Here is an 18694-nt window from a genome sequence, read left to right on the forward strand (position 1 = left end):
GGCTGATTCGGACACCGACTCACCGCTTTTTTGCGGGAGTTGTGCGCGGACCCGGTCGGAGTGTGAAGGAGTGGTGCGACTGACCGGCCGGTCAGCCGCACCGACTCCGTCAACTCAGCGTGACCTGGCGGTTGGTGAGGCCGCCACGGGCGCGGCGCTCCTCGGGAGTCAGCGGAGCGTCCGCGGCCAGCGCGCTCGCGAGCCGCTCGGCGAACTCGGCGGCCGGCTTCTCGACATCCTCCGCGGTGACCCCGCTCGGCAGGTCCCAGACCGGGACGGTGAGGCCGTGAGCACGGAAGGAACCGACGAGCCGGGTGCCCTCGCCGAGACTCGACCTGCCGGCCGCGTGCAGCCGCGCGAGCGCGTCCAGAAGCTGTTCCTCGGGGTGCGGCATGACCCAGCGCAGGTGGTTCTTGTCCGGGGTCTCGCACCAGTAGGCGGCGTCGACACCGGTCAGCCGGACCGTGGGGATGGCCGCGGCGTTGGCCCGCTCCAGGGAGGCGGTCACCTCGGGTGTGGCGTTCTCCGCGTCAGGGACCCAGAACTCGAAGCCCTCGTGCACAACTGGCTCGAACGCGCCTTCGGGATCGAGCAGATCCTGGAGCCGCGGACCGTCGGCGGGGGCGCGGCGGCCCTCCACCGGGGTGCCCGGGGCCGCGGTGAGCGCGCGCTGGAGGGTGTCGGCGAGGTCGCGGCTGATGTCGCCCGACGCCGTGTCGTTCTGCAGGCCGAGCAGTACCGAGCCGTCGTCGCGGCGCAGGGCGGGCCAGGCCATCGGCAGCACCGTGGCCAGCGTGACCGACGGGACGCCCTCGGGGAGGCCGCCCTTGAGGGGCAGCTCGACCGTGGCGGCGGGTACCAGCTCGCGCAGGGCCACCCAGTCGCCCTCGCCCGGCAGCCCCTCGAACGGGCGGTGCACCAGCTCGGTCGCGGCCTGCGCGGCGGCCCGGCCGTGGCAGGCCTTGTAGCGGCGACCGCTTCCGCAGGGGCAGGGTTCGCGGGCGCCGACGACCGGGACCTCGCCCTCGGTGATCTGCGGGCGCTTGGCCTTCGTCTGGGGTCGCTTCTTGGCCATCGTGGCTGTCTCCCGGTTACGGCTCGTCTCGTACGGCGGGAGCCTAGCCGTTCGCGACTTGGCCGACGGGAGCCTGTGGACAACGCCGCACGTTTCAGGGGCGCGGGCTGTCACATGTGCGGTTCCGCCGCGCGGGCACGACAGGCCTCTGCGGGCGGGCCGACCGGCCGCAGCCGCCGGACGGCATCTCCCCGGCGCCCTGGTGGGCGATCAGTGGCGATCCCTGGTGGCGATCAGTCGAGATCGGTGAACGCTTCCGCGAAGTCCAGGCCGGATATCGCGGACACCGACGGAGCCGTGACCCGCGACGCGAAGTCGTCCCGGCGGTGCCCCGCGTCCGGATCGTGAACGTCCGCGTGGACGACCACCCAGACCGTGACCTCGCCGCGGGCGTCGTCCCTCACGCCCCAGTCGTCGGCCAGCGCGGTGATGATGTTGAGCCCGCGTCCGCCGTGCGCGGTGACCGAGGGCGTGGCCGGAGCCGGGCGGGTGGGTCCGCCGCCGTCCGTCACCTCGACCGTGAGCCTGCCGCCCGCCTCCACCCGCCAGGCGGCCCGGACGTCACCGTCCCCGGCCAGGGCGTCGCCCAGCGGCCGGCCGTGTTTGCACGCGTTGCTCAAGAGTTCGGAAAGAATCAGAACGGCGTCGTCGATGACCGATTCCGCCACGCCACCTGTGCGCAGTTGCACGCGCATACGGTGTCTCGCTGCCCCCACGCCCGCAGGGCCATGGGGTACGGCCATGCTCGACGACGCGGGCACCTCCTGTGCCACCACCAACGCCACCCCCGAAACCTCCTTCGCCCCACGCCACGGTGTGGATGCCCCATTGGCCTGTACCGGAAACCGGCCAGTCACGTTCCGCCGACGCATTCGTCACGGTCGAACACACACCGAACGCGCCGGGGCACACCCTGTGACGGAGGGGACGTCAGCGGCCCAGGCGGTCGAGCACCGCGCGCGGGCGGTTGGTGATGATGGCGTCCACGCCCAGGTCCACGCAGAGGTCCACGTCCTCGGGCTCGTTCACGGTCCACACGTGCACCTGGTGGCCCGCCTTCTTCAGGCGCTCGATGTAGCCGGGGTGGTTGCGCACGATCCGGATCGAGGGCCCGGCGATCCGCACCCCCGCGGGCAGCCGGCCGTCCCGCAGCCGGGGCGAGACGAACTGGAGCAGATAGACCGTCGGCAGCGTCGGCGAGGCGGCACGCACGCGATGCAGCGAACGGGCCGAGAAACTCATGACCCTGATCGGCGACTCGGCGGCCGAGGCGGGGGCGTCGAGGCCGAACCGCTTCAGTAGCACCAGCAGCCGTTCCTCGACCTGGCCCGCCCAGCGCGTCGGGTGCTTGGTCTCGATGGCCAGCTCCACGCGTCGCCCCGCGTCGGCGACGAGTTCGAGCAGCCGCTCCAGGGTGAGGACCGAGGTGTCCTGCCGGTCCTCGGGCCGGTACACCCAGTCCGGCTCCTCGTCGCGGGTGCGCCACAGCTCCCGGACTCTGCGGGAGCTGAAGTCCAGGGCGGCGAGGTCGGCGAGTTCCAGGGCGGAGACCGCTCCGCGGCCGTTGGACGTACGGTTGACCCGCCGGTCGTGGACGCAGACGAGATGGCCGTCCGCCGTGAGACGTACATCGCATTCGAGGGCGTCCGCACCGTCCTCGATGGCTTTCCGGTACGCGGCCAGGGTGTGCTCGGGGGCGTCTTCCGAGGCTCCGCGGTGGGCGACGACCTGAGTCAGCTGCTGTCGTGCGTGGGTCACCGCGTCATGGTGCCACCGCAAGGGGGTACGCGTGCGAACGGAGGCATATGGATTGCGCCTCTTTTGTCTTGCATGGCCTATATAAAGAACGGCCGTGGACCCACAGGGACCGCTTATGGTGCCCTGACGGCCCATGGGAAAAGCTGACGGCATACAAAAGGACATGCACAGCTGACGCACGCCGGACACCGAGCGGCACTGGCCGAGCGTGACCGTGTGCGACCCGACAACGACAGCCGTGGACCGAGGAGAGAAGCTGTGAGCACCGAGAACGAGGGCACCCCGGTACCCCCGGCCCCGTCCGCACCCCCTGTGCCGGTGGACGCTCCCGCGGCTTCGGCGCCCCAGGCCTCCGACGCGGGCGCCCCCACCAGCCCCATCCCGCCGGTACCGCCGAACACCGCGGGCGACGCCCAGGCACCGGAACTCGTCCACGCCGGACAGGCTCCGGCGTACGCCTCGGGGGAGGGCGCTGCCGGCGCCCCCCAGCACCACGGCCCCGAGGGCTCCTGGCCGCCGCCGCAGGCCCCGGTCACGCCGTCGTACGCCGACGCGGGTGCCGGTGGCGCGGGAGGTGCCTGGGGCGCGGCCTACCAGCAGCCCGCCCCGAAGCCGAAGGGCCGCGGTGGCCTCGTCGCCGCGATCCTGGTGGCCGCGCTGGTCGCCGGCGGCCTCGGCGGCGGTCTCGGGTACACCCTGGCCAAGAACCACGACGACGGCTCCTCGACCACCCTCTCCGCCTCCGACAGCGGCGGCAGCGTCAAGCGGGACGCCGGCACCGTCGCGGGCGTGGCACAGAAGGCCCTGCCCAGCACGGTGACCATCGAGGCCGAGTCCACCAGCGGTGAGGGCGGCACCGGCACCGGGTTCGTCTTCGACACCCAGGGCCACATCGTCACCAACAACCATGTGGTGGCCGACGCGGTCGACGGCGGCAAGCTCACCGCGACCTTCCCGAGCGGCAAGAAGTACGACGCCGAGGTGGTGGGCCACGCACAGGGCTACGACGTGGCGGTGATCAAGCTCAAGAACGCGCCGAGCGACCTCAAGCCGCTCACCCTGGGCAACTCCGACCAGGTGGCGGTCGGCGACTCCACGATCGCGATCGGCGCCCCCTTCGGTCTCTCCAACACCGTCACGACGGGCATCATCAGCGCGAAGAACCGCCCGGTCGCCTCCAGCGACGGCAGCGGCTCGAACGCCTCGTACATGAGCGCCCTGCAGACCGACGCCTCGATCAACCCGGGCAACTCGGGCGGCCCGCTGCTGGACGCCCAGGGCAACGTGATCGGCATCAACTCCGCGATCCAGTCCAGCAGCAGCGGTGGCCTCGGCGGCACCAGCCAGTCCGGCTCGATCGGCCTCGGCTTCGCCATCCCGATCAACCAGGCCAAGTACGTCGCCCAGCAGCTGATCGCGACCGGCAAGCCCGTCTACGCCAAGATCGGCGCATCCGTCTCCCTGGACGACTCCTCGGGCGGCGCGAAGATCACCACCGAGGGCGCCGGCGGCTCCGCCTCGGTCGAGTCGGGCGGCCCCGCGGCCAAGGCCGGCCTCAAGCCCGGCGACGTCATCACCAAGCTCGACGACTCGGTCATCGACTCCGGCCCCACCCTGATCGGCGAGATCTGGACCCACAAGCCCGGCGACAAGGTCAAGATCACCTACGAACGGGACGGCAAGACCCACACGGTCGACCTCACCCTCGGCTCCCGCACGGGCGACAGCTGACCGCCGGCACGCCCTGACCCGTTACTCTGTTCCCCGCGCCGTCCTCACCGACGGCGCGGGGTGGGTTGCCCGAGCGGCCTAAGGGAACGGTCTTGAAAAACGTGAGGACGTGAAAGCGTCCCCACAGGCTCGAATGCAACTGCATCCGCAGGTCACAGACGTGCTGGTCAAAAGGGGTGTCTCTCGCTGAGAGGCGCCCCTTCGGTTTGAGGCTGTCTCACCTTGATCCGGCATCGTCGCGGTGTGGATCAGTACGGGTGGACCGGGTGTGGACCAAGGTGCGGCTGAAATGAGAGGCGTACCTGCTGGTTTGCGACCTTCTGCGGTTCGGAGCGTGGACCATCCTCAGGACAGCGCCAAGACGGTCTTCGGCCAGCCGAGCTTTGCCACTTGTGGTCTCTTGTGGGCCCGCTACGGCGCGACGCGGTATGCCATGCGGTCCAGGATCGCGAGCGCCTGCTGATAGTGCTCAGTGTGCTCATCGGGGTTGTTCTGCTCCGACAGCAGCCTTTGGAGGTGACCCTCACAGAAGCGGTCGGGCTCGCGTGTAACTCGCCGTAGCAACAACTCAAGGCGGGCCTCCTCGGTTTCGCCCACCCTGACATCGGCTGCCACGTACATGCGGCGCTCCGCGAAGGCCAACATCGTAGGACCGACCAACAACAGCAAGTCCTCGCGCATCTTCCTTGCGTTGCGCTTCGCCAAATCTGTCAGGCCATGCAGTGCAGTCTCGGCCAGTGCCTCTTGCCCGTCTAGGGCGGCGAACTCCAGTGGGTAACCGTGCTGTTCGGCAAGGCAACGGTCGTACTGATATTCCAGCTCCTGCCTGTAGGAGCGCAGGATTCCGTGCAGCTGCCGTTCGGCGGCGTAGCGGGCCTTCGCGACTTCTCCCAGACGCTGGGTAGCTGGCACGAATACCACACTGCCGACACTGCCGGCCACGAGTGCTAGAAGCGCGTTCACGATCCAGTTCATAGCGAGGCAGGGTACTCGTGCTGAAGGCACCTGGTTGCTCCCTGGCTCTGAATTGCGCGGAACCCAAGGCAAGACGATAATTGAATGCGTCACCGCCTCTCTGGCCTGGGCCAAAAATGGCGCCAGTTGCCTAGAAATCCATGCCGCCTACCTCTTTGTGGCGACGGGTCGCTCGATTTATTTCTTCGTGCGCTCATGATTGCACGGGGCGCAGATAGGAGTTGCCATTGGATCGGCCATCTTGCATTGCCTAATCCGTAGCCGCGCTGAGCGGGTGATACGGAGTGCATTTTTGCCAAATTTCGCGACTATATCTTCCGCGTTCATGTGAAAAAGTGCAGGATGTAGCGCCGTGATGGGCGTCTGGATGGTAGGAGCTAGATGTGGATGCGAGGACGATAGTCGAGATAATTGTCCTGGTAATCGTTGGGACGCTGATTTTTCTGTACCTCCTGCTAGTGCCGATAGCTGCGCTAGTCGGAGGGAGGAGTCTCAAGAATCTTTCTGATGAGAAGGATAAACTTGAGGCACGAAATGCGGTTAGGCAGACGCTGATTCAAGCGGCTGGAGGTCTCCTTCTTGCCGGGACCCTAGCAGCCAGCGCTATCGCAGCTAAGCAGGCTTATGAGAATCTCGATGCGCAACGTGATGCGCAAATAACCGATCGCTATGCTAAGGCTGTGGATCAGCTCGGTAACAAGGATCCATCCGTGCGCGCCGCTGCTATGTTCGCCCTGGCGCGCGTGTCTCAAGATTCAGAGCGCGATCGCGATACCATAATTCAGGCAATCTCGGCGTTTGCGCGCAGTAATAGTCCCCGCCCGGTGTCCCAGGAGGAGATGAAACGGCAGAGGGGAGATAGGCCTCGTGCGGACATCCTTGCCGCGATGATCGCCTTGGGAAGGATAAATCTACAAGGAGAGGCCCGCAGGCTTAGGCTCGACGAGGTCTATCTGGTGAATGCCAATCTGCGAGCCATTCAGCTACCGAAAGCCCTATTCCATCGGGCAAACTTGGCTGGCTTGGATGCCAGTGGCTCCAGTACTAATTTGCGTAACGTTGACTTTAGTGAGGCGATACTCACTTGTGCCAATCTAAGCTGGGCGGATATTTCCAGTAATAGTCTCAAGGATGGCGGCTCTGTCAATAGAACTAACCTGCGATACGCCATTCTTACGGGGGCTAATTTGCAAAACGCGAAACTTCAGGGCGCGCTGATGAGGGGTGCGAGGCTGGACTATGCCAATTTGAGGGGAGCTGACCTTTCTGATGTGAAAGGTCTGAAGGCGAGTCAGCTTGAGAAAGCATTCATTGATGACAAAACCAAGCTCCCCGAATCGATAGGTGAAGTGACGCCCTATGATGGCGGCGGTTATAAATGCTGGAAGATTTAGATCTTGACTGGGACGTAATCTGATCCAGAGTGGTGAATGTTAGTTTTACGCGCCGTTCAGAGCCTGCTCGATCTGCTGGTTGGCGCGCTGCTGGTTGCGGTGGATGGCCTTGGCATAGAACCGGAACAGGACCGCGATGCTGTGTCCTGCCCGGCGAGCGACTTCCGCCGGAGAGACACCCGACTCCAGCCAGAGGGAGACGCCAGCGTGACGGAGGGAGTACGGCACGTCAGCCAGCGGCGAGGACGCATCGGACCCCACAAGCACTGCAAACCGGGCGGCCTTCCACAACGCCCCGTACTCCTTGGACAGAAGGTGACCGCCCTGGGCGGCACGGAATAGCCGTCCGTCTTCAGTAGTACCGAACTCCTTGATGTGCTCGCGAATCAGACGCACGAGGACCGGGGGAATTGGGACGGTCCGTGTTGCCTTTCGGGCCCGCTTCTTCAAGCCACGCCTATCGAACGACTCGCCTGTGTCGGTCCACCCTGAGCCGACTCGCGGCATGCTCGTGGAGAGCAGAACTTCCCCCCAGCCTTCGGTGGGAAGGCTGAAGTCGGCCTCGCGGAGACCGGCCGCTTCACCAGGACGGTTGGCTGCATAGTAGAGACAGCCGAAGAACGCCATCAGGTGCCGGCCGCGTTCGCCCTGCTCGCCGACCGCATCGATCAGTGCCTTCGCCAGCTTGGGACCAGGGACAAACCTGAAGTCGATCTCGTCGTCCGTCTCGGGCGGGAGCCAGTCGACCTTGTCGAGCGGTAGCGTCGTCAGCAACTCCTTCTCCACCGCGTACCGGAGACAGTTGCTGAAGACCGTTCGCTTGCGGTTCACCGTGTTCTCGGCAGCGGCCGTGCCGTCCTGCTTCAGCTTCAGCGCGTCGAGCGCCGTACGGACCACGGAGGGCGTGTTGAGTTCGTTGATGTCCACGGACTTCCGGCCGATCCAGTCCAGCGCGGCCACGATGTCGGCAGGAGGCTCTTCGACGTCGAGACGGGGCCTCAGCGTGCCGTCATCGCCGAGGACGAACCGGTAGACCCACGAATAGAGAGCGATCCGGAGCACCTTCGGAGCTGGGGCCCCACGGTTGTCCTTGACCAGCTTCGGCGTGATGGTGGCCAGCGTGTCAGCGATGCTCGCGCGGTGCTTGGCCGAGGCGCCGGGCCACTTCATCTCGGCGTACGCGCGGGTGTGGGCGTACCAGGTGGAGGAGTTGAGCGCCTGGACCTCCGAGGCGGGCAGGCCGGTTTCCGTGTCGAACTGCTCGCGATTGCGCAGGGCGGTCAGCAGTTCCGAGCGTCGCCCGTCGGCCTGAGCCTTGATCTTGTAGCTCTTGGAGAAGGGGCGGGGACCGACGCGCCAACGGAGTTGGTGTGCCGCCGCGCGGTTGGGCCGTTTCCGGATGCCCCAGATCTGGACGTCGTAGGTCAGCATGCTTCCTGCACCTCGCAACCGTCGAACCAGGCGTCGAGGTCGGCCCGGCGTATTCGTATCTGGCCGTTGGGGAGCTTCAGGTGTTTCGGCGCCTGGCCGCGAGCACGCATTCGGTAGAAGGCGGCGCGAGAGACCCGGATCTCGGCGAGAGCTTCGACCAGCGTCAGCGTTCGCTTTTCGGCGGTGGTCGGAGTGGTCACAGCCAGGGGGCTCCTTCGGACTTGAGGCGTTCGGAAAGGGTTCTGTCGTGGCGGACCTGGGCAGCGAGGAGTTCTTCGCCGGGGCTGTAGCCGCTGCTGAGGTACGTCCAGGAAGAGGCGGTGACGAGGGTGGTGTTCTCGTCGTCGATGGGGAGGCCGGCCCGGATGCGGGCGGCTTCGGCTTGAGCCGTGCGCCAGGCACGGCGTACGTCGCGGAGGGCGCCGAGGGTGGTCGAGTAGGCGCGTGACTTGCTGGAGAAGTGGCCGCGGAAGCCGAGCATGTGGGCCCACTTCCAGAGCTTGAGGTGGGCGAACTCGGGGAGGTGGCCGAGGGCCCAGGCGGTGCGGATCATCTGGCGGGAGTGCTGCTGGACGGGCAGATCCGTGAGGGGTTCGGCTTGGCCGGTGCCGTCGCAGTCGGCGCACAAGTCGCGGAAGGCGTCCGGGCCGCGCACGTAGCCGCGTCCGGCGCAGGGGCGGCATACGAGGGTGCGGTCCACCGTGCCTGCGCCCTCGGCGTTCTTCGTGGCGTACTTGGCGACGTATCCGGCGACCTTGGCGTCTGTGAGTTCGCCGTCTCCCAGGGCGGAGATCTGGTCCACCTTGAAGCGGTCGCCCCACCGGATGACGCGTTCGCCGACCGCGTCCGACTCGACCGTGAGCCGGGCCCGCTCGACCGCCAGGCCGACAGCGACCCGGAGGGCGTCGAAGGTCGCCCAGGCCGGGGGCGAGGTGGTGTGGCCGTCGGGACCGTCGAAGCGGACGACCGCATGGAAGTGGACGAGGCCGCGTTGCTGGTATTCGGCGACCTTGGCGAAGGAGACGCGGAGAGCCGTGTTGAGTGCCTTCTGCGTCATGCCGAGGTGCTCGGCGAGGGCGCGGCGCAGGTAGGTGGTGAAGCGTGCCCACAGGGCCCCGGCATGAGCGTTCCACAGCACGGCTCCGGCGTAGTCGTAGCTTGTTGGACGGAGTGGGGTGCCGAGTTCGGGAGCGTCTTGGGGGTGGCTTTCGCCGCACGCGCAGGGGCGGGGCTTGCCCGCGTCGGTCGTCGGGCGGTTGTGGACGGGTCCGAAGGACGGGGCGGTGAGGGTGACGAATGCACGGGGGTGGTCGCGGACGGCTTCGGCGACGTTCTTGCCCCCGGACAGTCCGGCCTTGATCAGGTGGTAGGTGTCGGCGGCGTAGAGGCGGGAGCAGGCGGGGCAGCGGGAGGCGCGGCGGTTGCCGCAGGTGGTGAGGAGGCGCCCGGAGGGTTCGTCCTCGGAGCGGTAGGAGCGGACGACTTGCTGGGTGGTCTGGTCGGTGGTGAGCGTCCAGCCGTGCAGGTTGACGGGGCTGGTGCAGCCGCGAAGGTCGCGGACCTGTTCGGTGACTCGGTCGAAGTCGTCCGTGTTGGCCAGTTCGACCAGGTCCCGCAGGCCGGGGCTGATGACGTGGCGCAGGTCGAGGGGGCGGCGCATGAGTGGCGGGGAGTCCTTTCTGGCACGAAGGTGGGCCTGCGGGCAGCAGCGATTCAGTGCGCTCGGGCTGCTGCCCGCAGGCATGGCAGGTCGGGCCCAGGGGCGGGCGGCAGTGGGAAGTGCCGGAGAGGCCGGCGGAGGGGTGCAGCCGCTACAGAGCGGCGTGCAGCGCGGAGGCCATGGGCAGGCCGATCCCGAGTCGCGTCTTGAGCTGTGCTGCCGTGATCGGTTCGCCGTGCTCGGTGCGGTGGGACGTCGCGATGGAGCGTGCTTCGGGAGCAGCGGCTCAGGAACCTTGGCTGCGGGCGAAGCGGGAGCCGGGGCGATCTGAGGAGTGACCGCGGCCGGGGCCGGAACGATGAGCGGCGCCGCAGGGCGGGAGGTATCAGAAGCCGTCTCAGGCTCCGACTCGGTCGCGCACAGCGGCGGAGTCGGTACGGCGGGGCGCGCAACGGTGTGGAAGGCGCGCAGGAGTTGCGGGCCGACAGAGCCCCAGCCGAGGAGGAGCAGCGGGGCCACCGCGTCGACGGCGGCGCGGCCGTAGTGTCCGGCGACGACCGGTTCGGCGACGTTGAGGGCGAGGGTCAGCAGTCCGGAGAAGTGCATGAGGCGTGTGGCGGCCGTCATCTGCTCGGCAGGGAGGCCGTGCAGGGCGAGGTAGCGGAGCGCGATCAGGAGGCCGACCACGGACAGGTCCACTATCGGGGCGATGAGCGGTGCGATCGGGCCAGGGACGCCGAGGCGCAGGGCGAGGGACCAGACGTTGCCGAAGGAGAAGACGAATGCCAGCGCGGCAATGACGATCATGACGGCGGTGATGGTGCGCTGAGTGATCCGGTCCTCTGTCATTGTTTTCACCTCCTCTCTCGGGTGTCGGACGTACGAGCGCGGTTGTTCAGGTTGCTCAGGCGTCGAGCTTGGTGAGGTCCACGTCCGTCATGCGAGGGCCGAGGAAGGTTTCGAGGAGGGCGTACGGGTCAGCGGTTAGGTCGGCCGTCTGTTCGGCGACGCGCGCCGCTTCCGCGTCGGGCACGTAGGGCGTACGGATGCGGGTGAAGCCGGGTTGCGACTGGTGGTTCATCGATGCGACGCCGACGTAGGTGGGGTCCTGGAGGTTGATCGGGTTGGCGTCCGGCCATTCCCGGATCTCGTCGCCGAGCGCGGCCACGGCGGCTTCGGCGGTCTTCTGGGCGAAGCTCAGGCCCACGGGACACACGTCGCGGATGAAGGTGGGGATCGCGTCGCCGGTGGACTTCTGAGTGGTGAGGATGATGAGCAGGCCCACGGACCGGCCCTTCTTCACCAGGTCTTCCACGAGGCGGGCGTTCTCGGCGGCGAGCGCGGCCAGCTTCTTCGTCTGCTGGTCGCTGCCCTTGTGGTCGCGGAAGTAGGTGTGCGCTTCGTCGACGATCAGTACGACCAGGGGCCAGTTCTCGGAAGGGCCGACGTCCCACATGGACTTCACGCCGAGCACTTGGCGCACCGACGCCGACCGGGCGCGGCGGAGCTCCACCAGGTGCCGGAACAGCTTGTTGGCCTCTTCCAGGTCATCCCCCACGAAGGCGAACATGCGCTGTACCCAGTCCGCGTAGTCGCCTTCATAGGCGGCAGAGACCTTGCCGTCCGCGCAGGCGAACTGCACTGCGGGCGAGGGTGCCCAGTCGGAGAGGAGCCGGTTGATCAGGCTGGTCTTGCCGAAGCCGGGAAGGCCGGCCACGGTCACACCGGGCACCTGTGTGAGGTTCACGGACACGGGCTGTGCGTACTCGTCCAAGCCCAGATCCCACTGGGCTGTCTCCTCGGGTGGCTCACCCGTGGGGTGGTGCTCGGTGGGGAACTTCAGTGGGTCCAGTCGCACACCCCTGATGAGGACCTGCCCAGGCTGGTCCTGGGTGACTGCCACGCGCGTACACCGCCAGGCGTCGGCCAGATGCGGGCCCGCCTTTTGAAATTGCTGGAGCCCTACGCCAGGCAGGCACTGCGCCCGCGCGATCACTCCATACGCGTCGTGCTTCACCTTCAGGGCGGGGATGAGGACGCGTGGCTTGATCGGCTTGCCGTTCGTGTTCGCCAGTGACGCCAGCGCGGTCGGTGTCTTGTCCGTGGCCGACAGCTTGAGCATCGGTGCGAGCCGCTTCCAGCCCCACCGCACGCGTATGGCCTGCCGTATGGACTGCCGGGTCATGGCATCGGCGCGCACGAAGCGGACCACCCACCAGACTGCCCAGCCGACGAGCACGGTGAGCACCAGGGCGACGACGAGCGGGACCTGACCGAAGATCCCTTGCGCCGGTGCGTTCGGATCCTTCATGTGTTGCTCTCCAGTGGGTTGTAGAGGAAGGCCGCGAGGGCCGATTCGAGGGCCGCCCGATCCGCCGACGTGTCGAGGCGGGGGAAGCCGTAGGCGACGAGCACGGCCGCCACCGAGGTCACGAGCGATTCGGTGAACCGGGCATCCGGTCCGGCGTGAGACAGCGGGTAGCTGCGCTCAGCGCCGGACCGGAGATCGGTGTTGCTCACGCCGCCTCAGAGGCCGGGGCCACCAGGTCAAGCCGACCCGCGCGGTAGGCGATGCCGTCCGAGAGCGAGCCGTTGAAGATGCGCGCCCACGGAGTGGCGAACAGCTCCACCGGCATGACCGGGACACCCGGCCGGAGGCCGTTGGGGAGACCGGTTTCCGGGACGGTGATCTTCAGGGCCTCGGCACGGTCCTCTTCCATGAAGAAGAGGGTGATCGTGTAGAGCTTCGCGCCGGTCTCACGGTCGGTGGCGAACTGCGTCTTCTCCTGGTCCGCGTACTTCGGCACCGGCAGGGTGCCGACCATGAACGAAGCAGTGGGGAGCAGGCCAACACGGATGCGTGCCATGGGAGTTGATTCCTCTCGGTTGCGCTCCACCAGGTCGGTGGAGCGTGATCTCCATTGAACATAGCAGACCTAGCAGAGTCAAGTGAATCGGGTGAGCTAGATGTCAACTGACATAGGCCACCTATGTCAGTGGGGTGTGCTAGGGGTGCTAAGAATCGCTACTCTTGGGCCATGAGCCCCGCGCCAGAGAGCAAGCAGGACCGTCGGCCGCCGTACCAGCACGCTGCCGACGAGATTCGGCGCGACATCTTGCAGGGGCGGATCAAGCCGGGCGAGCAGATGCCGTCCATCCGCGAACTGCAGGACCGCTTCGGTGTGGCCAACATGACCGCCAGGTCCGCGCTCAACGTGCTGCGCGACGAGGGCTTGATCTACACGATCCACGGGCGGGGCAGCTTCGTCGCCGACCACAGCGCCGGCGGGGAGCTCTCGGCCAACTACAACGCTCCAGCCTGGTATTTGGCGAACAAGAGTGAGAGTCCCGGCCAGGCAAGCCAGGGAGAGGGAGAGCCCGACGACGTCGAAGCCGCCGGGACCACCCTTGCCGAGGTACTCACCGCACTACGTGACGAGATCCGTGTTCTCAGCGCCGATCATCAGGAACTTCGGCGTGAGGTCGAGGAGCTGAAGGCAGCTCAGCAGCCGAAGCCGTAGTCCTGAACCGGACCACTTCCTCTCGCAACTCCCTGGTCTCCTTGGTGAGGCGGGCGACCATGGCCCGCATCTCCTCGATCAGTGCGACTACCTGATCCGTGTCCCCGGCCTGAATGCTGGTCGACCCCATTTCGTTGTCCGGTATGCGCTTGGTCATCGCTTCCCGCCTGCCGCGGTGCCGTCGTTCCGTGCCGCACTTGCTCGAACCGTCGGGGCTTGCCCACGGCATCCGTGTCTCTCCCAGGTTGATCGACTACTGGCCTGCGGTGCTGTTCAGAGTTTCTTTACTGGATCAAGGCGGCCCGCCTGCGGCGGCCCGCGCGCGCTGGCGGCCAGGGGCCGCCGCTGCTCCTTGTCTCCGCCACCGCTCCGGCGGCCCCACCCGCTCAGCGCGCAGCCCGACCAAGGCGGACAACCAGAGCGGGAAGCAACTCGACGACTCCGAGCACCAGGAGCAGACCGGCCCAGGCCAAGCCTGGCCATGCCGCCCGAACAGCCACGTTCCACAGCCCAGCGACCAACAAGCCGCAGGCGGAGCACAGGAGCCAGGCTGCTTCGTCGACGACGCGCAGGCGAGGACGGAGCGGAGCGCCGTGACGCATGGTGGAAGCGTGGCTGAGGTGGGCGGGGGGTTGCTGGAAACACACGTGGCGGGTGTTCGTTCGGCGCACCCGTCGTCGTGGCTGACTTTCGGTGTCTCAGGTCAGAGCCCTCTCTAACTCGACATCGCAGCACCGGGGTTGCGGGAGCACCCGAATCAAGGCATGCCAACCGCCCCGGTACCATCGGCACCGGGGTCCTGATCAGGGCTTCCGCGACCGGACCACCCGGAATGCTGTCGAGGCTGAGGGGTGGTCCGGTCTTTGGTTCTTGGTCTTTGCTGTATGAGCTGTGTTGGGTGGGCGGATCTCAGAGGGAGTTCAAGGCCTTGCCCACCTCGAAAATGGTCGGCCGGTCCTCGGGGATGCGACTGAGCATCGCGTCGACCAAATTGCCCAGCTCACCGGGCACCTTGACCGGTCGACGTCGGCCATCGGCCACCGCCTCTCTCTGGACTGAGCGTGGAGCGTCGTCCGGATACTCGACGGCCCGCCACCCCGTGGCGGAGATGAGCAGGGAGGCGCCGAGCGCGTAGATGTCGGCTTCCGATGTCGGTTCGGCTTCCCCTGTGTCGAGCACGCTGCGGGCGATCTCTGGCGCTTCGTAGTGGACGAGACAGCCGCGGAACGGGAAGTCGTAGCCTTCGGGCACGTTCCCGCCATGGGCAAAGGCGAGGTCGATGAGGTGCGTTCGTTCCGGCCCGATGATGAAGTGGGCGGGCTGTACGTCACCGTGCGCCCAGCCCTTGGCGTGGAGTTCGGCCAGCGCTTCGACGCACCCCATTGCCACGCTGATGTGCGGGTCGATCGACGATCCTGGTCGGCGACACGGTTCCCAGAGTTGGTACAGGTCCGGCCCTTCGTGCCACGGCTGGAAGTTCCAGGTTCCGTGTTCCCATTCGCCGTACGCGAGGTCGACCAGGCCGAGGCGCAGCAGGACGGCCCCCTCACGTGCGGGGGCGAGGGCGGTCCAGGGCTGGGCGGGCCACTCGGCAGTGGCCTCGATCGGATAGCCGACTTTCACGGCGTAGTGGCCCCGACGGCTCTGTACCTCCCAGACCATTGAGCCCCGGCGGTTGAGGACCAGGTTCTGGGCCGTGGGCATGAGTGCGTCGAGCACCACGATCGGCAGTTCAGGGGGTGACCCGGACAACGTCTGTTCTCCTTCCGGGCGAACGCGGCCGACCATGAATCGAGGCCGGCCGCGTCGCTGCTGTCGTCTGACTAGTCCTGGTAGTCCTGGTAGTCCTGACCGTACGGACGGCCGCAGTCCGAGTCGCACTGCGCGAGGTTCGTGCCGTCCACGGTCCACAGGTCGTCGAAGACCATGAACCCGGCCGCCTTCATGGCGCGCGCTGCGGTGATGACCTTCAGCAGGTCGCGGGGCCCGCCGCCCGGCTTCGGGTTGTGGTGCAGGAAACGGCCCGCGTACCGCTCGCACAGTCCCGCGTACTCCTTCGTGTGCAGGATCAGCGCGTGCAGGCCGAGGTCCACGTCGTCCGACGGGACCATGGGGACGTTTGCCGTGGCCGCGGTGACCAGGAAGGCGACCGCCTGGTCCGCGATCCGCTCGGCGCGCTCGGGTGACTGCCGGTTGTGGACGACCACGAAGTGGGCGAGGCTCTCGAACAACTCCTCACCAGCCACCGCGCGACCGGTCTTCAGATCGTTCGCCGTTGCCGTCATGCGAGTACTCCTTGTGTGTGGCGGTGCGTGGTTTGGATGGCCAGCCCCGAACGGGGAAGGGGAGCCGGGGAATTGGCGCCCGTCCGAGGCGGCCCGTCTACTGGCCCATGGCGAGAGCCATACCGATCACCAGGCCGCACGAGCCGCTGATCACGATCACGAGCAGGACCCCTGCGTACCGGCCGACAGCGCGCATCACAGCCCACCCCGGCTGTTGCCGTTCTTGATAGCCAGGCGCGCGCTCAGTTCCTCCCGTGGACTCGGCGCCACCACGTTGTCCGGCATGACGTCCCATTCCGTGCCGCCGCCGATCGGCCTCATCTGCACCCGACCGCCGAGCGCACCCATGACGACGCCGATCCGGTCGCGGGCGCTGTCCTTCGCCAGTTCACCGATGCCTGGTCTGGTCTGCTGGTTGCTCGCCATGGAAAGGAGCATCGCGATCCGGGGGCCCCTGCCAAAAGGTCAGGCTGATTACCCAACTTGGGTAATATCGCGGGAAGTAGAGAATCAGCGACGTTGCGTAGCCCTCGCAGTGTGGGAGCTTGCCGATGCCCGACGCAGACCGGCCGCAGGAACTGCCAGCCAGGCTGCTCACCGACCCCGAGATGATCGACGCGTGTCGAGTGCGGGACTTCGCCAGAGTCTTCCGTCTGGTGAAGATCAAGGCGGGCATCTATCCGTCCATGATCGCCAGGCGCTGTGAGCTGACCCCGAGCCGCGTCGGTGAAGTCATCGCAGGCCAACGCCAGTTGCAGCACATGGACGTCGTCGAGCGCATCGCGGACGGCTTGCGCATTCCAGGGCACATGCTCGGGCTTGCCCGTCGAGTGTGGGAGACACCTCAGGCTCTCGTGGTCACCGAGCGAGAGGCTCCCCAGGAGCCAGTCCCCGAGCCCGACACTCCCGCGGCTCTACCTGGTCCTGATGTGGACAGCATCCTGGCCCTGGCCACGCGAACGAGCCTGAGCGCGGCAACACTCGAAGCCTTCCGCTCCTCCATCGAGGACTACTGGCGACGCGACGACCAGCACGGAGGCGAGGCGTTGCGGCCGGCCATCGTCGGCCAACTCCGCCATGTCGTCGGTCTCTTGAAGGAGAACCGACCGCCTTCCATCCAGCACGGCCTGTACGGAATCGCGGCCGAGCTGGCACGCCTTACCGGCTGGACCTACTTCGATGCCCGCCAGTACAACCAGGCCCGCGCGTACTTCACCGAGGCCCTGCAACTGGCCAAGGAGATCGACGACCGCCAGTTCATGGCCAACGTCCTTGCCTGCATGAGCTTGCAGGGCACGTACCAGGACAAGCCCGCCGACTCTCTGGCCTTCGTGACGGCTGCCCAGGACCAGGCCCGCTCGGCCGTCGACACCACCCCACGGGTTCTGTCCATGCTGTCGATACGCGAAGCCTTCGCTCACGCCACCCTCGGCAACCGGGACTCCACTCACCGGTCTATCGGGGAGGCGCACCGCCATTTCGAGCTGATTCGGGCGAGCGATCCGGACCCGTCTTGGGTGTCGTACTTCGACGAGACGAAGTTGGTCGTGGACACGGGGATTGCGCACGGCCGGTTGGGCGAAGCAGCGACCGCCGAACCCTTGATCGCGGACGCGTTGCGGCGTGAGGCCCACACCAACCAGCGCGGCCGGGCGTTCCATTCATTCTGGCTTGCCCGAACCCAGCTGGATCAGGGCAAGCTCGACCAGGCATGCAACACCGCCACGCAAGCACTGGAACCGGCGTCAGCAGTGGCTTCCGAGCGGGTGTCCGGCCATCTCAGGGAGTTCTACGACCAGTTGGCCCCACACAGGCAGGAGCCCGTAGCGCTGGCCTTCGAGGCGCGGCTACGGGCACTCCTCCCGCCGGTCAGCGGATCGCTTCATCCATGAGCAGGTAGAGCAGGCCGACGAGCGAGCCGCTGCTGACGACCTCGCGCCGGTCGATCATGCCCCGCACCTCAGAGAGGGGAATCCACTCGATGCGGTCGGACTCGTTCTTCTCCGTGGGGGGCCCGGCGTAGGTTGCGCCGTCGATCCGGAAGACGTGGTGCTGCGAGTCGGTGATCCCGTTGGCCGGCTCGGCGTAGATCAGGGGCTTGATGGGGCCCGGACGCCAGCCTGTCTCTTCCAGTACTTCGCGGCCTGCGGCCTCTTCGGGCGTCTCACCGTCCTCGACCAGGCCCATGGGCAACTCCCAGGCCCACGAGTCGGTGATGAAGCGGTGCCGCCACATCATCAGAACCTCTTGGCGGTCGTTGACCACAGCAGCCACGGCCAGGTGCCGCAGGCGAACGACGTGGTACTCCCACCTGCGCCCGTCAGGCTGCTGGACGTCGACCAGACACAGGTTCACCCACTTGTTCGTGTAGATCTGCCGCTCACCGTGCGTCTTCCACTCCATACCTGCGACCCCTCTCGATCGGACTCCAGGATCTCAGACCGATCCGGAGGCGGGGGGCACGTTCGATCCTTTTTGCGTCACCTTGACGAGATGCCCTGCGGGTGGCCCGCGCTCTGGCTGGAAGGGCCAAGCGTAAGGGAGGTCCTAGCCGCTTGGACGCCGGGCTTACGCCACTTTCTGGTGGCCCTGATCGACTTCCTGATCGTCATCGTCGACGGCACTCTGATCGCGACCGACTGAATTGCCACAGACAAGCCTTGATGCTCACGGAATCACAATAAGAACGGCATGGCCACACAGGTATTTGGAATCATTCTGGCGGCGTGCCAAAGAATTCGATACCACTGAAAGCATACGACTCATCATCGATAATGGCGACGCCCGAATATCGGACTGTCTGATATTTTTGCGGAACCGCCAATCCGTACATCCTAGGGCCCCAGATGGATAGGCTACCGCAA

Annotated in this window: 18 protein-coding genes and 1 pseudogene; 4 read left to right on the forward strand and 15 right to left on the reverse strand. The window is 66.8% G+C overall.

Annotation, left to right across the window (positions count from 1 at the left end; all coding sequences use genetic code 11):
- Positions 1 to 109: 109 nt before the first annotated feature.
- The 3 genes from ACFYRX_RS15585 to ACFYRX_RS15595 form a co-directional block, all read right to left on the reverse strand.
- Positions 110 to 1075 carry a DUF5926 family protein gene (locus tag ACFYRX_RS15585; RefSeq protein ID WP_389099760.1) on the reverse strand — a complete coding sequence of 322 codons (966 nt, stop codon included), beginning with the start codon at positions 1073 to 1075 and terminating at the stop codon, positions 110 to 112.
- A 233-nt stretch (positions 1076 to 1308) separates the two neighbouring features.
- A complete protein-coding gene (locus tag ACFYRX_RS15590) occupies positions 1309 to 1947 on the reverse strand; it encodes an ATP-binding protein (RefSeq protein WP_389099762.1) in 639 nt (212 codons plus the stop codon).
- Positions 1948 to 2005: 58 nt separating this feature from the next.
- On the reverse strand, positions 2006 to 2833 hold the full coding sequence (locus tag ACFYRX_RS15595; protein WP_389099764.1) for a glycerophosphodiester phosphodiesterase: 828 nt from the start codon (positions 2831 to 2833) through the stop codon (positions 2006 to 2008).
- A 258-nt stretch (positions 2834 to 3091) separates the two neighbouring features.
- Here ACFYRX_RS15595 and ACFYRX_RS15600 point away from each other — a divergent pair, with 258 nt between their 5' ends.
- Positions 3092 to 4564: a S1C family serine protease gene (locus ACFYRX_RS15600; protein ID WP_389099766.1), complete on the forward strand. Its 1473-nt coding sequence runs from the start codon at positions 3092 to 3094 to the stop codon at positions 4562 to 4564.
- Positions 4565 to 4975: 411 nt separating this feature from the next.
- Here the strand turns inward: ACFYRX_RS15600 and ACFYRX_RS15605 are convergent, their stop codons facing one another.
- Positions 4976 to 5539, reverse strand: coding sequence for a hypothetical protein (locus tag ACFYRX_RS15605; RefSeq protein WP_389099768.1), 564 nt, complete (start codon positions 5537 to 5539; stop codon positions 4976 to 4978).
- Between the two features lie 383 nt (positions 5540 to 5922).
- Here ACFYRX_RS15605 and ACFYRX_RS15610 point away from each other — a divergent pair, with 383 nt between their 5' ends.
- The gene (locus tag ACFYRX_RS15610; protein ID WP_389099770.1) at positions 5923 to 6933 is read left to right on the forward strand and encodes a pentapeptide repeat-containing protein; all 1011 of its coding nucleotides are present in this window, start codon (positions 5923 to 5925) and stop codon (positions 6931 to 6933) included.
- Between the two features lie 45 nt (positions 6934 to 6978).
- Here ACFYRX_RS15610 and ACFYRX_RS15615 read toward each other — a convergent pair whose 3' ends face one another.
- From ACFYRX_RS15615 to ACFYRX_RS15645, 7 genes and pseudogenes are all read right to left on the reverse strand, one after another.
- Positions 6979 to 8364 (reverse strand): tyrosine-type recombinase/integrase, encoded by a 1386-nt coding sequence (locus ACFYRX_RS15615; RefSeq protein ID WP_389099772.1) that lies wholly within the window; start codon positions 8362 to 8364, stop codon positions 6979 to 6981.
- Positions 8358 to 8564 carry a helix-turn-helix transcriptional regulator gene (locus tag ACFYRX_RS15620; RefSeq protein ID WP_389099774.1) on the reverse strand — a complete coding sequence of 69 codons (207 nt, stop codon included), beginning with the start codon at positions 8562 to 8564 and terminating at the stop codon, positions 8358 to 8360. The genes ACFYRX_RS15615 and ACFYRX_RS15620 overlap by 7 nt, the downstream gene beginning before the upstream one ends.
- A complete protein-coding gene (locus ACFYRX_RS15625) occupies positions 8561 to 10024 on the reverse strand; it encodes a replication initiator (protein ID WP_389100016.1) in 1464 nt (487 codons plus the stop codon). Before ACFYRX_RS15625 ends, ACFYRX_RS15620 begins: the two co-directional genes overlap by 4 nt.
- A 606-nt stretch (positions 10025 to 10630) precedes the next feature.
- Positions 10631 to 10873: pseudogene (locus ACFYRX_RS15630) on the reverse strand (DUF2637 domain-containing protein); the annotation flags it as partial.
- A 55-nt stretch (positions 10874 to 10928) separates the two neighbouring features.
- The gene (locus ACFYRX_RS15635; RefSeq protein WP_389099776.1) at positions 10929 to 12335 is read right to left on the reverse strand and encodes a cell division protein FtsK; all 1407 of its coding nucleotides are present in this window, start codon (positions 12333 to 12335) and stop codon (positions 10929 to 10931) included.
- Positions 12332 to 12544, reverse strand: coding sequence for a hypothetical protein (locus tag ACFYRX_RS15640; RefSeq protein WP_389099778.1), 213 nt, complete (start codon positions 12542 to 12544; stop codon positions 12332 to 12334). Before ACFYRX_RS15640 ends, ACFYRX_RS15635 begins: the two co-directional genes overlap by 4 nt.
- Positions 12541 to 12891, reverse strand: a complete 351-nt coding sequence (locus tag ACFYRX_RS15645) for a hypothetical protein (RefSeq protein WP_389099780.1) — start codon at positions 12889 to 12891, stop codon at positions 12541 to 12543. Before ACFYRX_RS15645 ends, ACFYRX_RS15640 begins: the two co-directional genes overlap by 4 nt.
- A 171-nt stretch (positions 12892 to 13062) precedes the next feature.
- On the opposite strand from ACFYRX_RS15645, the gene ACFYRX_RS15650 reads away from it, so the two are divergent.
- Complete coding sequence (locus ACFYRX_RS15650) at positions 13063 to 13545, forward strand: GntR family transcriptional regulator (protein ID WP_389099782.1); 483 nt, start codon at positions 13063 to 13065, stop codon at positions 13543 to 13545.
- A 909-nt stretch (positions 13546 to 14454) separates the two neighbouring features.
- Here ACFYRX_RS15650 and ACFYRX_RS15655 read toward each other — a convergent pair.
- The 3 genes from ACFYRX_RS15655 to ACFYRX_RS15665 all read right to left on the reverse strand — a co-directional run bounded on the left by ACFYRX_RS15655 (position 14455) and on the right by ACFYRX_RS15665 (position 16268).
- The gene (locus tag ACFYRX_RS15655; protein WP_389099784.1) at positions 14455 to 15297 is read right to left on the reverse strand and encodes a protein kinase; all 843 of its coding nucleotides are present in this window, start codon (positions 15295 to 15297) and stop codon (positions 14455 to 14457) included.
- Between the two features lie 71 nt (positions 15298 to 15368).
- Positions 15369 to 15830 carry a glycine-rich domain-containing protein gene (locus tag ACFYRX_RS15660; RefSeq protein ID WP_389099786.1) on the reverse strand — a complete coding sequence of 154 codons (462 nt, stop codon included), beginning with the start codon at positions 15828 to 15830 and terminating at the stop codon, positions 15369 to 15371.
- A 195-nt stretch (positions 15831 to 16025) separates the two neighbouring features.
- On the reverse strand, positions 16026 to 16268 hold the full coding sequence (locus ACFYRX_RS15665; RefSeq protein ID WP_389099788.1) for a hypothetical protein: 243 nt from the start codon (positions 16266 to 16268) through the stop codon (positions 16026 to 16028).
- 113 nt (positions 16269 to 16381) lie between these two features.
- On the opposite strand from ACFYRX_RS15665, the gene ACFYRX_RS15670 reads away from it, so the two are divergent.
- Positions 16382 to 17722, forward strand: a complete 1341-nt coding sequence (locus ACFYRX_RS15670; RefSeq protein WP_389099790.1) for a hypothetical protein — start codon at positions 16382 to 16384, stop codon at positions 17720 to 17722.
- On the opposite strand, the gene ACFYRX_RS15675 is transcribed toward ACFYRX_RS15670, so the two are convergent.
- A complete protein-coding gene (locus ACFYRX_RS15675) occupies positions 17700 to 18233 on the reverse strand; it encodes an NUDIX hydrolase (protein WP_389099792.1) in 534 nt (177 codons plus the stop codon). The two genes, ACFYRX_RS15670 and ACFYRX_RS15675, sit on opposite strands and share 23 nt — an antisense overlap.
- Positions 18234 to 18694: the final 461 nt, after the last annotated feature.

It is taken from the genome of Streptomyces sp. NPDC005374, from assembly GCF_042872225.1.
In the GTDB taxonomy this organism is placed as follows: domain Bacteria; phylum Actinomycetota; class Actinomycetes; order Streptomycetales; family Streptomycetaceae; genus Streptomyces.